This is a genomic window from Paenibacillus sp. FSL R5-0517 (assembly GCF_037974355.1).
Classification (GTDB): Bacteria; Bacillota; Bacilli; order Paenibacillales; family Paenibacillaceae; genus Paenibacillus.
The window spans coordinates 2,294,278-2,314,147 of the sequence record NZ_CP150235.1 but is presented as its reverse complement, the minus strand read 5'-3'; the positions used below and the strand labels follow the sequence as shown (position 1 = coordinate 2,314,147).

13 protein-coding genes are annotated in these 19,870 nt (G+C 46.7%); all 13 read right to left on the bottom strand.

All coding sequences use genetic code 11. From position 1 onward, the window contains the following. Positions 1-50: 50 nt before the first annotated feature. A complete protein-coding gene (locus MKX40_RS10385) occupies positions 51-1,910 on the bottom strand; it encodes an adenine deaminase C-terminal domain-containing protein (RefSeq protein ID WP_339241316.1) in 1,860 nt (619 codons plus the stop codon). Between the two features lie 312 nt (positions 1,911-2,222). Continuing rightward, the gene (helD, locus tag MKX40_RS10380; protein ID WP_339241313.1) at positions 2,223-4,598 is read right to left on the bottom strand and encodes an RNA polymerase recycling motor HelD; all 2,376 of its coding nucleotides are present in this window, start codon (positions 4,596-4,598) and stop codon (positions 2,223-2,225) included. Positions 4,599-4,842: 244 nt separating this feature from the next. Next, complete coding sequence (locus tag MKX40_RS10375; RefSeq protein WP_339241312.1) at positions 4,843-5,304, bottom strand: pyridoxamine 5'-phosphate oxidase family protein; 462 nt, start codon at positions 5,302-5,304, stop codon at positions 4,843-4,845. Between the two features lie 133 nt (positions 5,305-5,437). Beyond that, positions 5,438-6,505 carry an aromatic acid exporter family protein gene (locus MKX40_RS10370; RefSeq protein WP_339241310.1) on the bottom strand — a complete coding sequence of 356 codons (1,068 nt, stop codon included), beginning with the start codon at positions 6,503-6,505 and terminating at the stop codon, positions 5,438-5,440. 297 nt (positions 6,506-6,802) lie between these two features. After that, positions 6,803-7,474: an HD domain-containing protein gene (locus tag MKX40_RS10365; protein WP_339241308.1), complete on the bottom strand. Its 672-nt coding sequence runs from the start codon at positions 7,472-7,474 to the stop codon at positions 6,803-6,805. A 4-nt stretch (positions 7,475-7,478) separates the two neighbouring features. Then, a complete protein-coding gene (locus MKX40_RS10360) occupies positions 7,479-8,915 on the bottom strand; it encodes an NAD-dependent malic enzyme (RefSeq protein WP_339241306.1) in 1,437 nt (478 codons plus the stop codon). 203 nt (positions 8,916-9,118) lie between these two features. After that, positions 9,119-11,191, bottom strand: coding sequence for a beta-galactosidase (locus MKX40_RS10355; RefSeq protein WP_339241304.1), 2,073 nt, complete (start codon positions 11,189-11,191; stop codon positions 9,119-9,121). Between the two features lie 131 nt (positions 11,192-11,322). Continuing rightward, positions 11,323-12,408 carry an arabinogalactan endo-1,4-beta-galactosidase gene (locus MKX40_RS10350; RefSeq protein WP_339241302.1) on the bottom strand — a complete coding sequence of 362 codons (1,086 nt, stop codon included), beginning with the start codon at positions 12,406-12,408 and terminating at the stop codon, positions 11,323-11,325. 32 nt (positions 12,409-12,440) lie between these two features. Next, positions 12,441-13,319, bottom strand: coding sequence for a carbohydrate ABC transporter permease (locus MKX40_RS10345; RefSeq protein ID WP_076326910.1), 879 nt, complete (start codon positions 13,317-13,319; stop codon positions 12,441-12,443). A gap of 29 nt (positions 13,320-13,348) precedes the next feature. Next, positions 13,349-14,239: an ABC transporter permease subunit gene (locus tag MKX40_RS10340; RefSeq protein ID WP_074094500.1), complete on the bottom strand. Its 891-nt coding sequence runs from the start codon at positions 14,237-14,239 to the stop codon at positions 13,349-13,351. 189 nt (positions 14,240-14,428) lie between these two features. Then, positions 14,429-16,120 (bottom strand): sugar ABC transporter, encoded by a 1,692-nt coding sequence (locus MKX40_RS10335; RefSeq protein WP_339241299.1) that lies wholly within the window; start codon positions 16,118-16,120, stop codon positions 14,429-14,431. Between the two features lie 123 nt (positions 16,121-16,243). Further along, positions 16,244-17,872, bottom strand: coding sequence for a response regulator (locus MKX40_RS10330; RefSeq protein ID WP_339241297.1), 1,629 nt, complete (start codon positions 17,870-17,872; stop codon positions 16,244-16,246). A 56-nt stretch (positions 17,873-17,928) separates the two neighbouring features. Next, positions 17,929-19,698, bottom strand: coding sequence for a sensor histidine kinase (locus MKX40_RS10325; RefSeq protein WP_339241294.1), 1,770 nt, complete (start codon positions 19,696-19,698; stop codon positions 17,929-17,931). Positions 19,699-19,870: the final 172 nt, after the last annotated feature.

Here is a 19,870-nt window from a genome sequence, read left to right as displayed (position 1 = left end):
GGCGGCTTTTCATGTATATCCATTTATCGAGCTCTAATCGATAAATCTATTCATTCATTACCCGATGGAACTGCCGGTGTACTGTCAACCACTTCATCGAAAAGGGAGACCAGTTCAATACCTTCTGCCGAGATCCGCACAAGCCCCTTGTCGGACAACCGTAATTCCGGAATCACTACCAGCGCAAGCAACGAAAGCGTCATGAACGCATTATTCAACGTACATCCTGCGGACTGTAAAGCTTCACTGATTGCTGCCGATTGGGCTGCAACGACTTCGAAAGACTCGGTTGACATCAAACCTGCAATCCGCAGCGGGAATTCGGTCACCCCTGCTGCCGTTACCACGGCTACCCCACCTTGCATGCGAATGACCCGGTTACCGGCTTCGGCCATCAGGGCATCATCATTACCGATAATCAACAGGTTGTGACTATCATGAGCCACCGTCATCGCAATTGCTGCAGGTGATGTGAAGCCAATGCCTCCAACAAGAGCAACCGCCCGATTCCCGGTTTGTTTGTGACGCTCCAATACCGCGATTTTGCATACTTCCCCGGAAGTTGAAACCACAACCTTACCATCCTGCACCGTGACAGGCAGGTGTTTCTCCTTTGTATCCACATGATTCTCTGTCACATGAATGATCTTGGCACCAATCGTACCTTCTGCAATCGGTGCAGCAAGTTCCAGATCTTCTGGCTGAATATTCGCTTCCAACTTCACCGTGTTCAGCGCTTCCTCCGGGTATGTGAAGCTGTCCCAGACCGCCGTCATTTTCCCGTTCTCGGCTACGACTTGCCCGGCAGCAATTGTCATGCCCACACGTACATCAGCCAGTCGGCCGTCCAGCAGAATAATATCCGCTATATTGCCCGGAATAACCGCACCAATGTCGCGTGCAACCCCGAACCGCTCAGCCGTGTTAATGGTAGCCATCTGGAAAGCCGTGACCGGCTTCACACCTTGGGAAATGGCGAGACGAACAACAAAGTCCATATGCCCTTCTTTGAGCAGGGATTCAGAGCTTCGGTCATCGGTTACCAGCATCATCCGGCGTGTATCCAGTCCAAGCTCCGTACAGGCTTTGATGGTCTCCGCCACATCATGCCATGCCGAACCTTGACGCATCTTCGCATACATCCCGAGTCGCAGACGTTCGACCACATCTTCCTTGGTCACACATTCATGATCCCCCGTAACTCCACTTGCTGCGTATGCCGGCAAACGCCAGTCATCTGCTGCCCAAGTGAAGTGACCATCTGCCACTTTGCCAGCCCGGAGGGTCGCCTGGATCTCACCAATCATCGTCTCGTCCCCGTAAACGACACCAGGGAAGTTCATCACTTCCCCAAGACCAATCATGTCCGGCCCCCAGGAAAGAGCCTCAGCCACCTCTTCTGGCCCGATATAAGCACCTGTTGTCTCCAGTCCCGGATGGGTGGAAGGCACACAGGAAGCCACCTGCATATAAGCAGCCATCGGTGTGGTCCGCGCTTCATCCAGCATCAGCCTCAGACCTTTGAGACCAAGCACGTTGGAGATCTCATGCGGGTCAAAGAAACCTCCCGTTGTGCCTGAAGGCAATACCGCTCTCGCAAACTCGGTTACTTTCATCTGAGTACTTTCAATATGGCAGTGTCCATCCAGCAATCCAGGAGCGATATATTTGCCGTTCGCTTCAATAATCCGGGTATGTTCTCCGATCGTGTGGCTTACATCTTTACCAACATAAGCAATTCGAGCTCCTTGTACAGCTATGGACATCTCAGGCAAAATCTCACCTGATATCACGTTTACGAGCGTGCCTCCCCGAATGACCAAAGTCGCTGGCATATCTCCCCGGGCTGTAGCGACCAGATCCGGTACACAATCGGCCATAAGCGGCCGTTCAAAAGATGATTTGTTCATATTGTTGCCTCCTTTAATAAACGATCCAAAAAAAATATATTGTTACGATTATATGAGTCCAGACCTCATGTGTAAAGAAAAATAACATCCATTGTGCCTCAATACAAATTATGGAGTCATATTTATCCACAGAACCCAATCCTTACGAATTCACGTTAGGTATTTTCATTCCATACGATCACCTATATGGCTGGAATCTCATCATGTATACGCCCCTCGTGAAGTTAGCTTCTTCCCGATATATGTATCATATACAGAAAGACTCCCGTTCCACTGAACGGAAGCCTTCTTCATGCACATGAATGTGATATGTCAGTCCACTTGCGCAGCAGACACCTTGCCAAGATCATACCATTCTTCCGACTGCGAGGTAATAAAAGGACTCGGTGTGCCCACGCAGTAAACGTGCAGCAGATGCATCGCTCGCGTACAAGCCGTGTAGAACAATTTGCGTTCATGCTCATGGGCATACTGCTCCGCAGAGCCGTCATAGATCAGGACAGCATCAAATTCCACACCTTTGGCCAGATACGCAGGAATGACATGAACACCCTGTTCAAAAGCCAGCGTCGTTTTCTTAATTAACTTCGGTGCTGAGGGCAGTATCTTGCTCAATGCAGCATGTACCTCTCTGCTCTCTTCGGCGGTCTTGCAGATTACGGCAACTGATTCATACCCTTCCTCAATCAAGTGCTTGAGGTCTGTCGTGATGACATTCATATGACGATCGGAATCAGAAGAAACGATAACTTTAGGCTTCTCGCCGCTACGGTTAAATGGAATGATCTCTTCCCCACCAGGCACCATGCCACGGGTAAACTCCACGATCTCCCGGGTAGAACGATAGCTCCTGGTCAGCTCAATTACCTCTGTATTGTCTGGACCGTACAGGTTAGTCAAAGGTCCTGTTCCACTAAGGACTGAAGAGTGGGCATAGATGGCCTGATTGAAGTCACCGAGTGCTGTTATTTTCGCCCGAGGGAACAATCTCTTCATAAATGCCAACTGAAACGCAGAATAATCCTGGGCTTCATCAATAATGACATGACGAATATTGGAGTTAATATGGAAACCAAGCATGAGCTCACGCAGGTACAAGTATGGCGTAATATCTTCATATGCCAACTCCTGGAGCTTCAATCTGCGTAAAGTCATCCTACAGATTTCATCCCATTGGGCAGGCAATGCTTCGTCACCCAGCAATCGCACCATCTGACCCTCATCGTTGAACAGATGTGCATATAATTGTCTTATATCGACGAACCGCAAGGACTTGATCCATTTCCGTAACGGTTTGAGTCGGTCACTGACTACCATACGGGCCAGAATTTCTCTTTCTTGCTCGAAGTCATTAAACGTATGGGTCTTTCCTTTTTGCTTACGCTTTAACCGTTGGTATGCACGTTGCAGATCCTCCGGCTCCATCAGATCAAGCTGCTGATCGACCCAAGGCGCATCCAGTTCACCTTTACCAAAGGCAGACAGTTCTTTCAGCATCCAGTCCCGCAACATCTCCAGTCGGCTCACCAGCTTAACGGATGACTCGAAACTGTAGAATTTCTCAGCCATAGCCTCTGACGTGACAATTGCTCGGCCCTGGAAGCGAACCGGCTTGAATTTCATGCCACCTGACAGCATGCTCTCCTTATAACGCGTAATGACTTTCAGGAAAGATTCTGAGGATTTGAACCGAATGCTGGACATGCGAACATCATAATCGGGATCTTCTGTTCCCGTAAGTACATATTCGAGCTGAATAAACGGATCTTCCAATTGATATTCACGACCCAAACGGCGCTCCAGATACTCCTGGAAGGTCGTTTGCAACATGTTTTCCTCCCCAAGCTCAGGCAGTACCGTGGAGACATAACTGTTGAACATCGGGTTTGGTGAGAAAAGAACCATCTGATCCGCTTGCAGATGCTCGCGATATTTATAGAGAAGATAGGCCACACGCTGGAGCGCGGCGGATGTTTTGCCACTGCCGGCTGCGCCTTGCACAATAAGCATGCGTGTCCGGTCATTACGGATAATCCGGTTCTGCTCCTTCTGAATGGTCGCAACAATACTCTTCATCTGTGCATCCGAAGTTCGACTGAGCACGGCCTGCAACAATTCATCGCCAATGGTTACGCCTGTATCAAACATAAAACGAATCCGTCCGTCCCGAATGACAAACTGCCGCTTCATTTCTATATCACCGCTGATCTCCCCGCTTGGTGTACGATATGTGATCGGGCCCGGTGCTCCGTCATAATAGAGGTTGGAGATCGGTGCACGCCAGTCGTAGACTAGAAAGGATTCCTCTTTCTCGTCTAATAACGATGCAATCCCCAGATAGATGCGTTCCGCATTCGGGTATCCCTCTTCCTTGAAATCGATCCGGCCAAAATACGGTGAATGATGCAGTCGTTTCATTTTATCCAACGCCGCCGCTGTATTGAGATGACTGCGCTCCCGATCGGACAATACCTGAGACTGCTGCCGCATGCTGGTTGAAGTTTCCCCCACATCGTCCGCTTCGCTAAAGTTCATTGTCACTTCGTCCCAGAAATCTTTTCTCATGCCAACCACTTCATCACGGAAGGAACCGACTTCATCTTCTAACGTTGTGATCTTGCGTTCAATCTGATCGGTCACCATGTTGACCCGTCGCTGCTCTTCGCTCCATTGCTGCTCTGTACTCATATGTTAATAGCCCCTCTTTCCCCGGATTGTGTCCTCAAAATCCCATTTGACAAGCCCGAAAAGGCAATGGTATAATTATTAGAAAGTAAACATTTTAATTATATGTTAATTAGTTCTAATTTTCTGAAAACCATTTTTTATTGTACCAGTGACAACGTCCCGATGCAAGCGGAGGCGTTTTTTGTTGTTTTCATCTTCATTATTACCCAATCACTGGGTCCTCAACTGATCAAACTGTTTATGCCTACTTTTGTAATTCCTCAATCGTCTCTTGCCAACGTGTAATTGCTCCACGTTCATCTTTTAGTTGAAAAGTTATTCCTGAAGTGATCTCCGCATATGGCGCATGATCCATACGTACCTGGAGCACCTGTGCTTCAAAACGATCTCTCGGATGAACAGCCCCCTTAATCTCAGGCAGCAACTCTACTTTCATACGAATATGCAGCAATCGTTGTCCTTGAACCGCAATCAAGGTAGCCTTGCCTGTTTTGCTCATGTTCATACTGGTCTGTGTACCTTGCCACAGAGCAAGTCTAAGCTGACGGGGACTTATCGCAATCACTTCCCCCATACTAATCATCGCCTGATGCGGCCACTGATCCTCAGATACGGTCAGCAGTTGCATCGCTTCGTGTTGTTTATTCTCCAGATTTGTCCCACTCAACCACTCCATTAGTTCAGCGTCCAATTCCTCTATAATCATGTCTATCCCTCAGTTCGTTAAAATTCATTTATGCCATTCAGCTGTATGTACGACAAAACAACCCGGACACGATTGTCCGGGCAATGTTGTAATTCCATTGTATATGATCATGAAGCAGGTACGCAATTCGCATCTAAGGCCACTTAAGCCAATTCAAAATTTTGTCCTGTGATTCTTTGTCTTCACTGGAGCTATGCACATGCTCGGCAAGTCGATTCAGACGTTCCAACTGATATCCGTAATCATAAATCGCAGCAGCCACGATCGACAGTCGTAACATGCCTTCCTTGTCGATATCAAACTGGGTGATCGCCTGCTCCATGAAACGGTCATTGTCCAATACAAACTGTGCGGCCTCTTCTCCGTTCGGTTTCAGCTTATCCTCGAACTTGAGCAATGCATGCTCATGGAATTTAATTACAAGTTCCAGATGAGAATCAAAAAACTGATCCATCGCTGTTGACCGTGGTGCCTGGAAATAGTGACGTTCAACCGAATCCAGCACCTCATAGCCTTTTTGCAGACTCAGCAGCATTTGCTTGTAGACTACCATCTGCCGGGTTTCGCTGAATTTCGAACGTTTCATCTTTTTCTGTTCCTCTTCGAACAAGTTATACTTGTCAGACAAAGACTTAATGGAACCGCCCAGGTTGCTTTTCTCCTCCCGGAATACAACTTCCTTGATTTCATCCGAGATTGAGGTTCTCAGAAGCAACGACATACCGCTGAACACACTCTGGATCTGCTTCACGAACTGAATCTTCGGTTTCGGAGGAAATACCGTAATGTTGATGAGAAACGCCGATACAATACCAACCAGTGTCAACAGAAAACGATTGAGTGCAAAATGCCAGTCACCCGAAGCTTCCATAATGGATACAACCGTGACCAGTGTCAATCCAACCGTCTCACCCATATTCAATTTAAGACAAATCATGATGACAAGTACAATAATTAATCCAACAGCGATTGGCTCATTGGACAATACCATGCCGCCAACCAGGGCCACAATAGCTCCAAGTGTGGTCGTTTGCAGCTGATCCAGAAAGTATTTCCAGGAGCGATAGATGGAAGGCTGCATCGCGAATATAGCTGCGATTGCGGCAGGCACGGGAGATTGCGGGTTCAAAAACAGGCTGCTAAGGTACAAGGCAAGCGTGACCGCAATTCCCGTCTTAAGTACACGAGCACCAAATGACATGGTGGTGACCCCTCCTCTTTACCGAACCTGAAATTTTACATTTGATAATCATGTTCATTATTACCCCATATTTCTTTTTTTGCCTGAATACATTCAGGAGAACGATTTATTGTACCATGGAAGACCTTCCGTTGCCATGTCATAAGTCAGAGGTACTATGAAATGGATTCATTTATGTATGTTAATACACATTATTAACCTAAAAAGAAGCAAATCCTCAAAATGGATTTTCACCACTTCGAAGATTCGCCTAAGTTTATATTATCTCTAAGGAATACTCATGCTTACGATGCCTGCCTAACGGTCTGTGCCCGCCCACTCTCTTTTGAACTGGTCCACGAACTGCACCATATAATCATGACGCTGCTTGGCCAGCTCCTTGCCATAAGTGGTATTCATCAGATCCTTGAGCTTGAACAGCTTTTCGTAAAAATGATTAATCGTTGTGCTGCGCCCGTTGCGATATTCCTCACGGGTCATCTGCTCCCGTGGGGGAAGGGACGGATCATACATCTCGCGTCCTCTCGCTCCTGAAAAGGCAAAAGTGCGTGCGATCCCAATCGCACCCAATGCATCCAGACGATCCGCATCCTGCACAACCTGTGCTTCAAGCGAATTGACCGCAGGACGCTGGCCTCCCGCATATGAGATGGTGCTAATAATACCCACAACCTTATTACGTATATCCGGGTCAAGAGGCTGGGTATCCAGCCATTCATTCAGTTTCGCCATTCCAGCTTCCAAGCTCTCATTCAGCTTTTCATCCGGTACATCATGTAATAATGCCGCCAGTTCGCAGACAAATGGATCTGCACCCATGCGGTGAGCGAGTTCGACCGCAAGTGCAGTCACTCGTTCAATGTGCGGCCAGTCATGACCATCACTATGCTTGGATGAATCACCTTGAACAAAAGATCGGGCGGCTCGCAGAACAGCCTCTCCTGCCGTTATTTCATCTAACTCTGACATCTTATTATTCCCCGCCTTCACGGGACTGTTCACGTGGAATACGTCGAGCTACACCCGTCTTAACAGCTGCTTCAATGACGCGACTGCGCATCGATTTGACCACTTTATCATTGAACACACTCGGAATAATGTAATAACGTGTACGCTCTTCATCCGTAATGGCCGACGCAATCGCTTGAGCGGCTGCCAGCTTCATTTCTTCATTAATTTCGGTGGCTCGGCAGTCCAGAACTGCCCTGAAGATGCCCGGGAAACATAACACGTTGTTGATCTGATTCGGATAATCGGATCGTCCCGTTGCCATTACCGCTACAATATCTTCCACCAAGGCAGGCATAATCTCAGGTACCGGATTTGCCATTGCAAACACGATTGGATCTTCTGCCATGGTCTGCACATCTTCGCGAGTCAACAGATTGCCGCGGGACAGGCCAATGAACACATCGGCTCCGCGAATAACATCACGCAAAGAGCCAGTCTCCAGTTCGGGGTTAGTACGAGCTGCATAATCACTCCAGACTTCATTCTCATAAGTTTGTGTCCGTACAATTGCCCCCTCACGATCGACACCTATAAGCCGGCTGGCTCCCGCAGACAATAATATGTTACTGCATGCTACACCTGCTGCACCAATACCACAGACCACGATTTTCACATCTTCAATGGACTTGCCAACCAGTTTGAGCGCATTGATCAGACCGGCATATAACACAACTGCTGTGCCATGCTGGTCATCATGAAATACCGGAATATCCAATTCTTCATTCAGACGACGTTCAATCTCGAAACAGCGAGGTGATGAGATATCCTCCAGATTAATGCCGCCAAAGCCAGGTGATATCGCTTTCACAGTACGTATGATTTCCTCGGTGTCCTGTGTGTCCAGGCAGATTGGGAAGGCATCCACACCTGCAAATTGTTTGAATAACATTGCTTTACCTTCCATGACAGGCATCGCTGCACGAGGACCAATATTACCAAGTCCAAGCACGGCACTGCCATCCGATATAACGGCCACGGTATTCCGTTTAATTGTTAAAGAGAAGGCTTTGCCAGGCTCTTCTGAAATGGCTGAACATACACGAGCCACATCCGGAGTGTACACACGTGACAGATCTTCCCGGTTGTGAATCGGTGTCTTTGGTGTTACTTCGATCTTACCGCCCAGATGAAGCAGGAACGTCCGATCTGATACATTAATAATGGACACACCTTTAAGCTGGCGCACCCCTTCTATAATTTTACTGTTATCTTGTGCATCTGTAACAGCGACTGTCAAGTCGCGAACGCTTACATCCTGATTGGTAGAAATCACGTCGATGGCAATGATGTCTCCCCCAGCTTCCGAGATGGCCGAAGCCACTTCGCCAAACTTGATATCCTTTGTTGTCATTTCCAGTCGAATAATAATGCTGTTACCATCCAGATTTCTTTGATTCATTTCCATTCCTCCCAGACTGAAAGTCTTGAGTTACAAGTTACCTGTTTGTCTTCGCTGCGCGGACACGTTTATCCTTTATCTTGTCCAGAAAAAGTGGTTCAACAGCCAAATACTTAATAAAAAGATGCCCTAAACACCAATGTCAGGCGTTCAGGGCACTTTTTTAGTATCTTAACTCCGTTTATAACGTAAGGATGAACCTATTACTTCCGAGCAGCCGGTCTGCGCAGGACACGAATGTCATATGGATTCAAGCTAAGACTGGATTCCACAGCATCACCACTGAGCAGATCCGTGTAGGACTGTGCATCTAATTCAATCCGTTTCTCATCTGGTGTATAGTTCTGTACAAATACATAATCTGCTGTACCATCTGTACGCGTATGTGCCGTTGTTCCGGCAGGCAGTTCTGTTTGAAGTCCACGCTCAATGTTCAGGTCAGCGATTAGTTTTGCGTAGAGATCATCATAGAATGGTGCTTTCAGACGTGTCGCTACATAATACGCTTTCCCTGAGCCCAATTGGTTAACTGTCAATGCCGGGCGTCCGGCATAGAAGTCAGAACGGTACGTAGCCAGAGACTTCGCGCCTTCCAGATGGATCAGATCACACAGTTCAATCGCATCGTACGCTGTATTGAGCTGAAGCTCGTTACCCTGCTCGGGGATAATTCCGTTCAGATCACGATCATGCAATCCGTCAATTTCCTCGGACCAGATGCCAAGTGTCTTACGCAGTGGCCCTGGGAATCCACCCAGGAAACACAGATCGTTTTCGTTTACAATACCAGACCAGTAAGTGGCTACAAACGTACCGCCTTGTTCTACAAACTTCTCAATGCGTTCGCCAACACCTTCACGCACCAGATAGAGCATTGGAGCAATCAACAACTTGTACTTGGACAGGTCTGCATCCATATCAATAACGTCTACAGCGACTCCTTTTTTCCAAAATGCTTCGTAATGCTCCTCCACGGTCTGCTCATACTTCACACCGATATTGCGCGGACCCTGTGAATCATTAACAGCCCAGCGGTTTTCCCAATCGAATATGATTGCAACTTCTGCTGGAACCGCTGTTCCTACAATGGCTTCCATGCCTTCAAGCGCCGTTCCTACGTCGGTGACATCTTGGAACACACGTGTATGTTCCGTTCCTACGTGGTCTACCACCGCACCATGAAGTTTTTCGCTGGAACCCCGGCTCTTTCTCCACTGGAAATACTGAACACTATCGGAACCGTGTGCTACAGCCTGGAGAGAAGAGAGCAGATGCATGCCCGGTTTTTTCAGCTTGCTGACATCTTGCCAATTCGTCGAACTTGGCGTACTCTCCATCAGCAAGAACGGCTGACCGCCTTTGATTGAACGAACGATGTCATGCATCATTGCGATCCGGGACGCCTGTTTCGCATCGTCATCTGCATCATGCCAAGTGGGATAACTGTCCCAAGAGAGGAAGTCCAGAATATCAGCGAACTTCCAATAGTTCAGGCCGCCATAGAATTCCATCAGGTTGGTTGTGACTGGCAGATCGGGATTCTGAGCTTTCAATGGTTTCGTTTCATGCATGATGAAATCAGCTGTCTGATCCGTAACGAAACGGCGCCAATCCAGATTCATTGCATGGACCTGTGTCTCACCGTGTGGAGCCGGAGATTCCACCTGACTCCATTCTGTAACCGTATGGCTCCAGAATGTGGTCCACCACGAATGGTTCAGTTCATCAAGTGTTTGATACTTCTTCTGAACCCAACCACGGAATGCTTCCTGACAATAATCACAATGACAGTCTCCGCCAAACTCATTCGAGATGTGCCAGCCGATGACAGCCGGATGATCTGAATAACGTTCTGCCAGTCTTGTATTGATTGCAGTAACCTTCTCACGGTATACCGGGGAAGTATAACAATGGTTGTGACGGAAACCATGCAGATTGCGGACACGATTCTCGGATACGCGGAGCACTTCCGGGTACTTGGCGGACATCCAGGCAGGTCTGGCACCACTTGGTGTAGCTAGTAATGCATAGATGCCGTTTGCTGCAAAACGATCCAACACCTGATCCAGCCATTCAAACGTGTATACACCCTCTTCCGGCTCAAGGGATACCCATGAGAAGATACCAATGGACATCACGTTACACTTGGCAAGCTTCATCAAGCGAATATCTTCTTCCAGAACTTCAGGGTAGCGGAGCCATTGCTCCGGGTTATAGTCTGCGCCATGCAACATGTGCGGGGCTTTGGAACTTACAGGTGCATATTTGTATGTCATAAGGACAACTCCCTTGCTTTTGAATTACAATTTTTATTGAATACAACGATATTCACGACTCAAATTACCAAGCTTATCTTCTGGCATGGCTTCATCTTTTCATCAGATACCACTTGTGAACCTGTATGATATTACACGTATGTCACAACATCAGATTCTTCCGTAGTAGCTAGTGCTGTAAACGATTCCAACTTCCGACCTTTAAAATCAAACATGGTGAGGTTGCCCCAGTTATTCGGATGTCCAACGGACCATTCTTCTTTACTTGGTATCCATGCAGGTTCCCAATAATAGAATCCGTGCCCCAAACCACCAGGAACTTCGCGAATAATCTGCAACAGATCCTTCAGATATCGGGTCTGCCCCTCTACACTTGCAGGGTATCCTGGCAACAACAATTCTTCCTGATTCAAAATCCATTCGATGCCTTCTGGCTGCTCCAGTGTCCATGGATAAGCCGTTTCAACCACATTGACAGGTTTGCCATAACGCTCAGCCAGATCATGAAGATTGTCGCGTAACGCATCAAGTGTGCCGTGCCACCAAGGATAATACGATAGACCAATGATATCGAACTCCACACCGAGTGCTTCAAAGCGATCGTAAAACTTGCGGCTCTCGGCGTTATCTCCACCACGATCAATATGTATCATAATCTGGATATCCGGGTCAACGGATTTGACCGCAGCAATTCCGTACTTCACAAGGCCTGCAAAACGCTCCCACTGTTCATCCGTATCATGCTCTTCTCCACCGACACGTCCCTCATTCCATAACATGCCCGGCGTAATCTCGTTGCCGACCTGCACCATGTCTGGAAGCGCATCGTTTTCCTTTAACGTTCTCAGAACATCAGCCGTATACATGCATACTGCACGTTGAAGCTCTTCATAGGACAGATTCTCCCAAGCTTTCGGCTTCCATTGATTGGCTGGATCAGCCCAGCGATCAGAGTAATGGAAATCAAGCAAAAATTTCAATCCTTGTTTCTTGATCCGTTTAGCTATCTCCACCGTGCGTTCCAGATTGCAGAATCCACCAACAGGATCATTCCAGATTCGAAGTCGAATCGCGTTCGTGTCATTGAACTTCAGGATGGACAGCAAGTCTTGTTCCTTGCCATCCACATCACTGTAGCTCCCGCCATGCTGTTCGATTTCATCCATAAAAGACACATCCATTCCCAGAACGAATGTCTTTTCCGTCAAGTTGCTCACTGTATCAACCTCCATTAATTTGGGGTACAGGCTCAGCCTTTAACTGAGCCCAACGTCATACCTTTAACAAAGAAACGTTGCAGGAAAGGATACACAATCAAGATCGGTGCACTTCCGATGAAGATCTGAGCTGCCCTTACCGTAGTTTGAGAGAGAGCTTCCATTTCTTTTGGATTCATGCTCATGCTACTCATATCACGTCCAATAATGACCGTTTGCATAAATGTAGCAAGTGGGTAATCCTTGGCGTTATTCATATAGAGCAATCCATCAAACCAGGAATTCCAGTGGAACACCATACTGAACAATGCAATGGTTGCAATGGACGGCATCGAAATGGGAAGAAAGATACTGAACAATGTTCTGAAATGGTTAGCTCCATCCATCAGTGCTGCTTCCTCCAGCTCTTTTGGAATACCGCGGAAGAAGTTCAGCATCAGAATGACCAGGAATGTGTTAACTGCCCCCGGGAGCACCAGTACCCAGAAGGAATCCATCAACCCAATCTTCTGAATAACCATATAGAATGGCACGAGTCCCCCGTTGAAAATCATGCTGAATACAAATATCCAGGAGTAGATCGTTCTGCCTTTGAACTCACTATTTTCTTTGGACAATGGATACGCCGCCAGGAACGTAATCAGCAACGTAATGGCTGTACCGATCACTGTACGCAGGAGCGAGATCCAGAGCGAGTTCAAGAAAATTGGATTGTTCATCGTTTTTTTGTATGCCTCAAGTGAGAAGCCTACAGGCCAGAGATTGACCAGATTTGCATCAGCAGCAGCCTTTGTACTAAAGGATACTGCCAGTACATGAATCATCGGTACAATACACATGATGGCGACCAAAATCAGAAAGCAGGTATTGACTATATTAAACACGCGATAAGGCAATGATTTATGATACATCGTGGTCCCTTCTTTCTCTGTTCATTCGTTTAGAATATGCGGTATCCGGCGTATTTTTTGGCTAAGCTGTACGATACAAGAATCAAGATCATGCTAATAACCGATTTGAATAATCCGATCGCCGTTGCAAAGCCCATCTCACCATTTTGCATTGCGGAACGATATACGAATGTATCAATGATGTCACCCGTTTGATATACGAGCGGGTTATACAAGTTGAAAATCTGGTCAAACCCGGCATTCAGTACGTTACCAAGTGCCAGTGTTCCCACAACCATCAGCATCGGCACAAGTGAAGGAATTGTAATGTGCAGTGTCTGTTTCCAGCGTCCCGCTCCGTCAATTTCTGCTGCTTCGTACAATGCTGGATTAATTCCGGCAAGGGCAGCCAGAAAAACAATCATGTTATAGCCAAATTCTTTCCACACATCTGTCAGAATGACCGTAGATCGGAACCAGCTGTTGTCTCCCAGGAAGAAATATGGCCCGAGTCCGAAGGTTCCCAGAACCCGGTTAACCAAGCCGCCTGTTGACAACAGATCTATCAAAATCCCGCCCAGGATGACCCAGGACAAGAAGTGAGGTAAATAGACAAGCGTTTGAATCGTACGCTGTATAGCCATCTTACGAACCTCATTCAAAAGAATGGCAAAAACAAATGGAACAAATAAATTGAAAATCAGTTTAAGTACAGCAATAATCAATGTGTTCCAGATGACCTGTAAGCTGTCTTCACGTTCAAACAAATATCTAAAGTTGTCCAGCCCGACCCATTCAGAACCACTAATTCCAAGCCATGGCTTGTAGTTCTGGAATGCCATAATAATCCCGCCCATAGGCACATAACTGAAGATAATCAGAAAGATAATGGCTGGCAACAGCATAACGTGGAATGGCCAAGTGCGTTTCAAAGTTCTCATGATTGCTCCCCCTGTATTTCTTCCTACTCAAGTACTCCCTGAGTGGCTTATATTGCGATTATATCAACCTTTTACGGGGTCCAAACAGCACATAAAAGCAATATAAATGGCACAAATTCAACCACTTTGCCGCAGCTTGAATAAACCAAAAAAAGCGCCCAGACGTTATCGTCTGGGCGCTGCTTAAAACTATTTTTTCACACTGTCATACCATTCGTTAACCTCTTGCGTGATTTGGTCACCGCCACCCGATTTCCACGTTTGTACAAAGGTATCAAACGCATCAGCCGGATTTTTGCCATAGATAATTTCGTTAAATGCCTGGTTCTCGATTTTGTTCAGATAGTCCAGCTTGGATTTCATCGTCTGTGTTGTTGGACCTGTGAACATGTTTTTGAAGGAAATTTCTTCCTGGCTCAATAACACTTTTGCTGCGGCAGGAGTTTCTTTACCGTAATTGACAGCAACGTCTTTCTCAAGCTTCGTTTCAGGCTCTTTGCCATTAGCCAGATTCATCAGAGCTTTCATCTGTGCATCTGGAATACGTGCACCATCACGAACAAGCAAATAACGTACAACGTTCACGTATCCGCCTTCGATCTGGTCAATCGGCAATTGTTTCCCGTTTGCATCCAATTGATAGTCATAACCTGCAAACAGACCATTATCATAAGGGCTGCCCGGTGCTGGGTCTGCATAATTGTCGAAGAGGTAATTCTGATACGTAAAGAATGCTTCTGGATGTGCCATATCCTTTTTGATCAACGTAACACCATTCACGAACTGTGTTCCGTGACGCATCGCTTTTCCTTCAGGACCGGTAGGAATTTCAATCGGTTTCCATACCGCACTCGGTACATTTTTCACTGTATCGAGAAGTGGCCACCCACTCATCCAGTAAGGTCCTGGAATAATGCCGGCAGTTCCTGCAACGGCTGGCTCTGCTGTTTTGTTCTCATCCCATAGCGCTGCTTCCTGCGGGATATATCCTTTTTTGAGCCATTCGCTCAATTTGGTCAGACCTTGTTTCATACCCGGATTGATGGAGCCATACTCCAACTTGCCATCCGCAGCAAGATTCCATTGTTGAGGTAAGGTGCCATATGCACCAAATATCCAAGATACATCTCCCATCCAAGTGTTCATGGATGTTTTGAAACCAACGCTGAGCGGAGTGACTTTATCCGGAGCCAAGCCGTCCGGGTTATTGTTTTTGAATGCTTCCATAACGGTTTCCAGCTCATCGATTGTTTTTGGTGCTTTCAGATTCAACTTGTCCAGCCAATCCTGACGAATCCACAACAAATAATCATTGTTGTAGGCATAGTCCAGAACAGGGATACCCATTCTTTTGCCATCACGACTATATTGGTTCCAGACGTTAGGATCTTGCTCCATCGCTTTTTTCCATGTGTCAGAAGCATATTTGTCGAACAGTGGACCGACCTCTTCGTACATGCCAGAGTCGATCAAGTCTTGAGCAACGAGATTGTCCGCACTACCAATCGTCACGATATCTGGCATTTCCTGTCCAGAGGACATAGCCAGACGAAGTTTAGTTGCAAACGCACTGTTTGTGTCTGTTACTGACCAGAGCGCGCTGACATTAATCCCGAATTTTTCCTTGGCCCACTTGGTTGCCACGTTATTTTCCATGGATTCGCCATTTTTAAACTTCAGCTCAGGATCGATTCCCCATGCTGTTGTAATGGTTACTTCCGGATCATACTTTTCTTTGTATTCGTTTTGGGTTCCAGACGTACTTGGTGTTGCACTATCTCCGCCCCCACTGCCTCCTGAACATCCTGCAAGAACGACAGTTAGACTCAGCGTTGTAGCGAGAAGCGTCAAGAATCTCTTTTTCGTTGATTGCGCTCTCATGTTGTTCCCCCTTAAATCGTTTTGGTTACCCTTTCATTATAGGCTGACCAGGACTTTGATCCTATGATACGAAATCAAGATTTCTGCACCTTTGCCAACCTATATTCTGGAATGTTGTTGTAATTATGCCTGATCCCGAAATTCATTGGGTGTCATCCCATAATGCTTTTTGAACATTTTGCTGAAATATTGCGGATTCTGATAGCCAAGTTCACTCGTAATCTCGTATATTTTTTTGTTGCTATTTTTAAGCAGATATAGCGCGCGTTCCATGCGCATCCGAATCATGTAATCCCCGAGACCTTCCCCAGTCTCTGCCTTGTAGATTTTTGATAGGTATACGGGGTGCAAATATACCTTGTCCGCAATCATCTTCACCGACAGATCCTGTCCCGTATCACTTGTCACCAGCTCCTGAACCTGCTTGATCACATGTCTGCGGCTCTGCACACCTTCCTGATCGGACAACTCTTCCTGAAGCTTCGCCAGCATCTCGGTTGCCCAGCGCCGCAGCTTCTCGGGGGATTGGATCAACTGATGAGCAAGGAGCAGATCGAATCCCGCATGATCAATTTCATGTACCAGATGCCCCTGTTTATGGGCAATATACATGAATGCATTGGTTACAGACAGATACATCTCATACACATGTTCTCGGGACAATCGTACCTGTTCTGCCGCGTCAAAGACCGTGTTCAGCTTACGCGCTGCCGCTTCCCATTGCTTGGTCTCAAGCAATTGCGGAAGTACAGGCGGTTTGTACAACTCTTCGAGCGCCTGGGTCGCATCATTCTCCGATCTTTTGCCGAGTGCCTGATCCATGTCCATATATATAATCTTGTGTTCTTCCGGTCCTGAAAGGACAAGGGAACCCAGGCTTTTTCGATAAGCTGCTGTCAATTCATTAAAAGGAAATGATGGTGTAACGACCATGGACAGATCCCCCTGTAGATATCGAATGACATGCTCACGGAAAGTTTCAGCTGAGGTTCTCAACGTCTCCAAGTCCATCTGCGGAGCTTCGATCTGTCCCTGATTCTGCAAAAACATAACCAGACACTCATGAGGTCCGCGACCAAACCACACGTTGAATTGCTCTCCGAGCACTTCCTCTGCAATATTCCCTACCGCAAAATCCATCAGATCCAGAGATTGCTGATCCATTGATGAGAAGCGTCCTGTGAGACGAATCAGCATCATCACAGCCGATTGTTCCGGGTCAATATGAATCTCATATTGTTGCAGTTGTTCCCGAAGTGCCCGCCCCGTGATCTCACGTCCCAGCAGCAGATCATGCATCAGATTTTCCCGTAAAATTTTATAGTCAGACTTCCGACTGTATAAAAGCCGGTGATATTTGTCGAATTCATCCCACTCATCACGAAGAGATGTGATGGCTGCCGACACGGAACTCATAAATTCATCATCGTTCACAGGTTTCAAAATATAATCCGCTGCCTGCAATTGAATCGCTTTCTTCGCATAAGTAAAATCACTGTGACCAGTCAGCAAGATACAGCGAATATGGGACCAACGCTTGCTTACCTCTGCAATTAGATCCAGTCCGGACATGCCCGGCATGCGAATATCGGTTACCACAATATCTACTGCATTTTCCTCCATAATCTCCAGTGCTTCTTTACCGGAAGCGGCACGAAACACAGTCGTTACTCCAAGCTCTCCCCAGGGGATTGTAAGTTCCAGACTTTCTGTTACATACGTTTCGTCATCTACTAGCAGTATATCTATCAAGCAAGTCACTCCCTATCTCGTTCGTTATGCACTAAGTTCAATTTCTAACCAGGCTCTCACATGTTCTCGATACTATCTTGGCTATCTGGGAGAAGCTCCCTCTCGGCAGGCCACGATAGTGTAACCCGTAATCCACCAAGTTCCGATTCCGTTATATCAAGCCCTGCCTGCTCCCCATATCGAAGCTGGAGTCTCTGATTCACATTCCACAGGCCACAGCCCATCTCCTGATCCATCGTTCCCCTGAGCTTATTCAGAAGCGCCTCACGTGCCTCCTGAGTCATGCCTTGCCCGTCATCTTCTACGACAAGAACCATGACACCGCCCTGTTTTTCCCCAGAAACCCTTATTTCTCCGGCTTCCGCATCCGCTTCGATACCGTGGATTACCGCATTCTCCACCAGTGGTTGTACAATCAGGGGCGGTACTTCCTCTCTTAACATCTCATCAGACAGATCAAGCTTGTAATGAATTCGGTCCATACGCATTCGTTGGATCTCCAGATAACAGCTGACAAATTCAATTTCCTCTGTCAACGGCACTACATCCCGCTCCTGCCTTGTCGTATAACGATAATATCGGGAGAGGTTATGCGACATCGCGACAACCGCATCCATACGCTTCAGCTTCGCCATACTCGTAATGAAGGAGAAACAATTATAGAAGAAGTGCGGGTTAATCTGCGATTGCAGCTGCTTCAAGCGGGCTTCACGCACATGAATCTGTTCCAGGTAAACGTGTTCAAATAACTGCTGGATCTGCTCCACCATCAAGTTGAACCGTTCAGACAGAAAACTGAATTCATTGCGACCCTTCGGCTTAATCCTCACCGAATAATCTTCCTGCTTCAACCGCTGGAAACCGCGAATAAGTTGTTTCACTGGTACCTGCACCTGGACATATAACAAGTAGGCCACGCCAAAACTCATCAACAACAAACAAATCATCGAAGAATAGAAGAGCATATTCGATTGATGAATCGGCTTCAGAATATCGGATAAAGGCATATAGTCCACCAGATACCAGCCTGTCGTGCTTGATTTCACGGTGTTAACCATGTAGGGCTCGCCATCTATCACCACAGTCCGATTATCCACATCCTGAAGTTCATGGATGGACAGTTCTTTCATCAATTGGTTCGTTAACGAACGATCCGAAGTCCGATTATAGATAACTCCCGATTCTTCACGGAAATAGAAGGGGTCATGCCTGCCATCGTCCTTGAATTTATCGAGCATATCCCGAATGTTGTCACTATCAAACTCCAGTTTAATAATCGTTTCCGCATTATTAGCCGGGTCTTTAATGCCGTATGGAGATACGGTAATCCAGCTAAACATAAACCGATCGTCTTCCCCATCCTGAATTTTGCGTACATCCCAACCGGAACTAATATTCTCCCTCAGCGCTTGTTTATCGTAAGAACGTGCATCCCTTTCCGAAACCACCCTGCCCAGCGAAGGAGAGTACAGATATAACTTTGTCGCCCAATTGGATGAGCTTTCCTGAATACTTAGCTTATTCTGAATACGTTTGACCAGATTGATCGCATCTAGGTCAAAGTAGTTACTATCCGCGTAGATTCGCCGGAAGCTGGCAATGTCAGGATCATGTATGAGCAGATTCGGCCAGGAGGATAACAGCTCGATGTGCGTGTTCACTTGATTTTGGAAAAATTCAAGCTGGTTACTATTCGATCGATTCAGCTCATCTCTGAGAACAGCTGTGGTTTTGTGATTGGAGTACCAGTACAGAAGCACTACAGGAATCAGCATAATCAGAATAAGAATGACCATTTTGGAAAACAGGTTTGTCCGATATGACATCTTTTCATCTCACCTTGTCTTAATTTGTCGTGACATTAATTGTAATGATGTAAGCGGTAAAGACAAACTATTTTTTTGAGACAAACCAATTCATTATCTAGCGTAAGCGTTACCAATTGAAGGGGGAAGGAGATAAAACCAATATTTCAGCACTAATTGCAACTTCCACGCA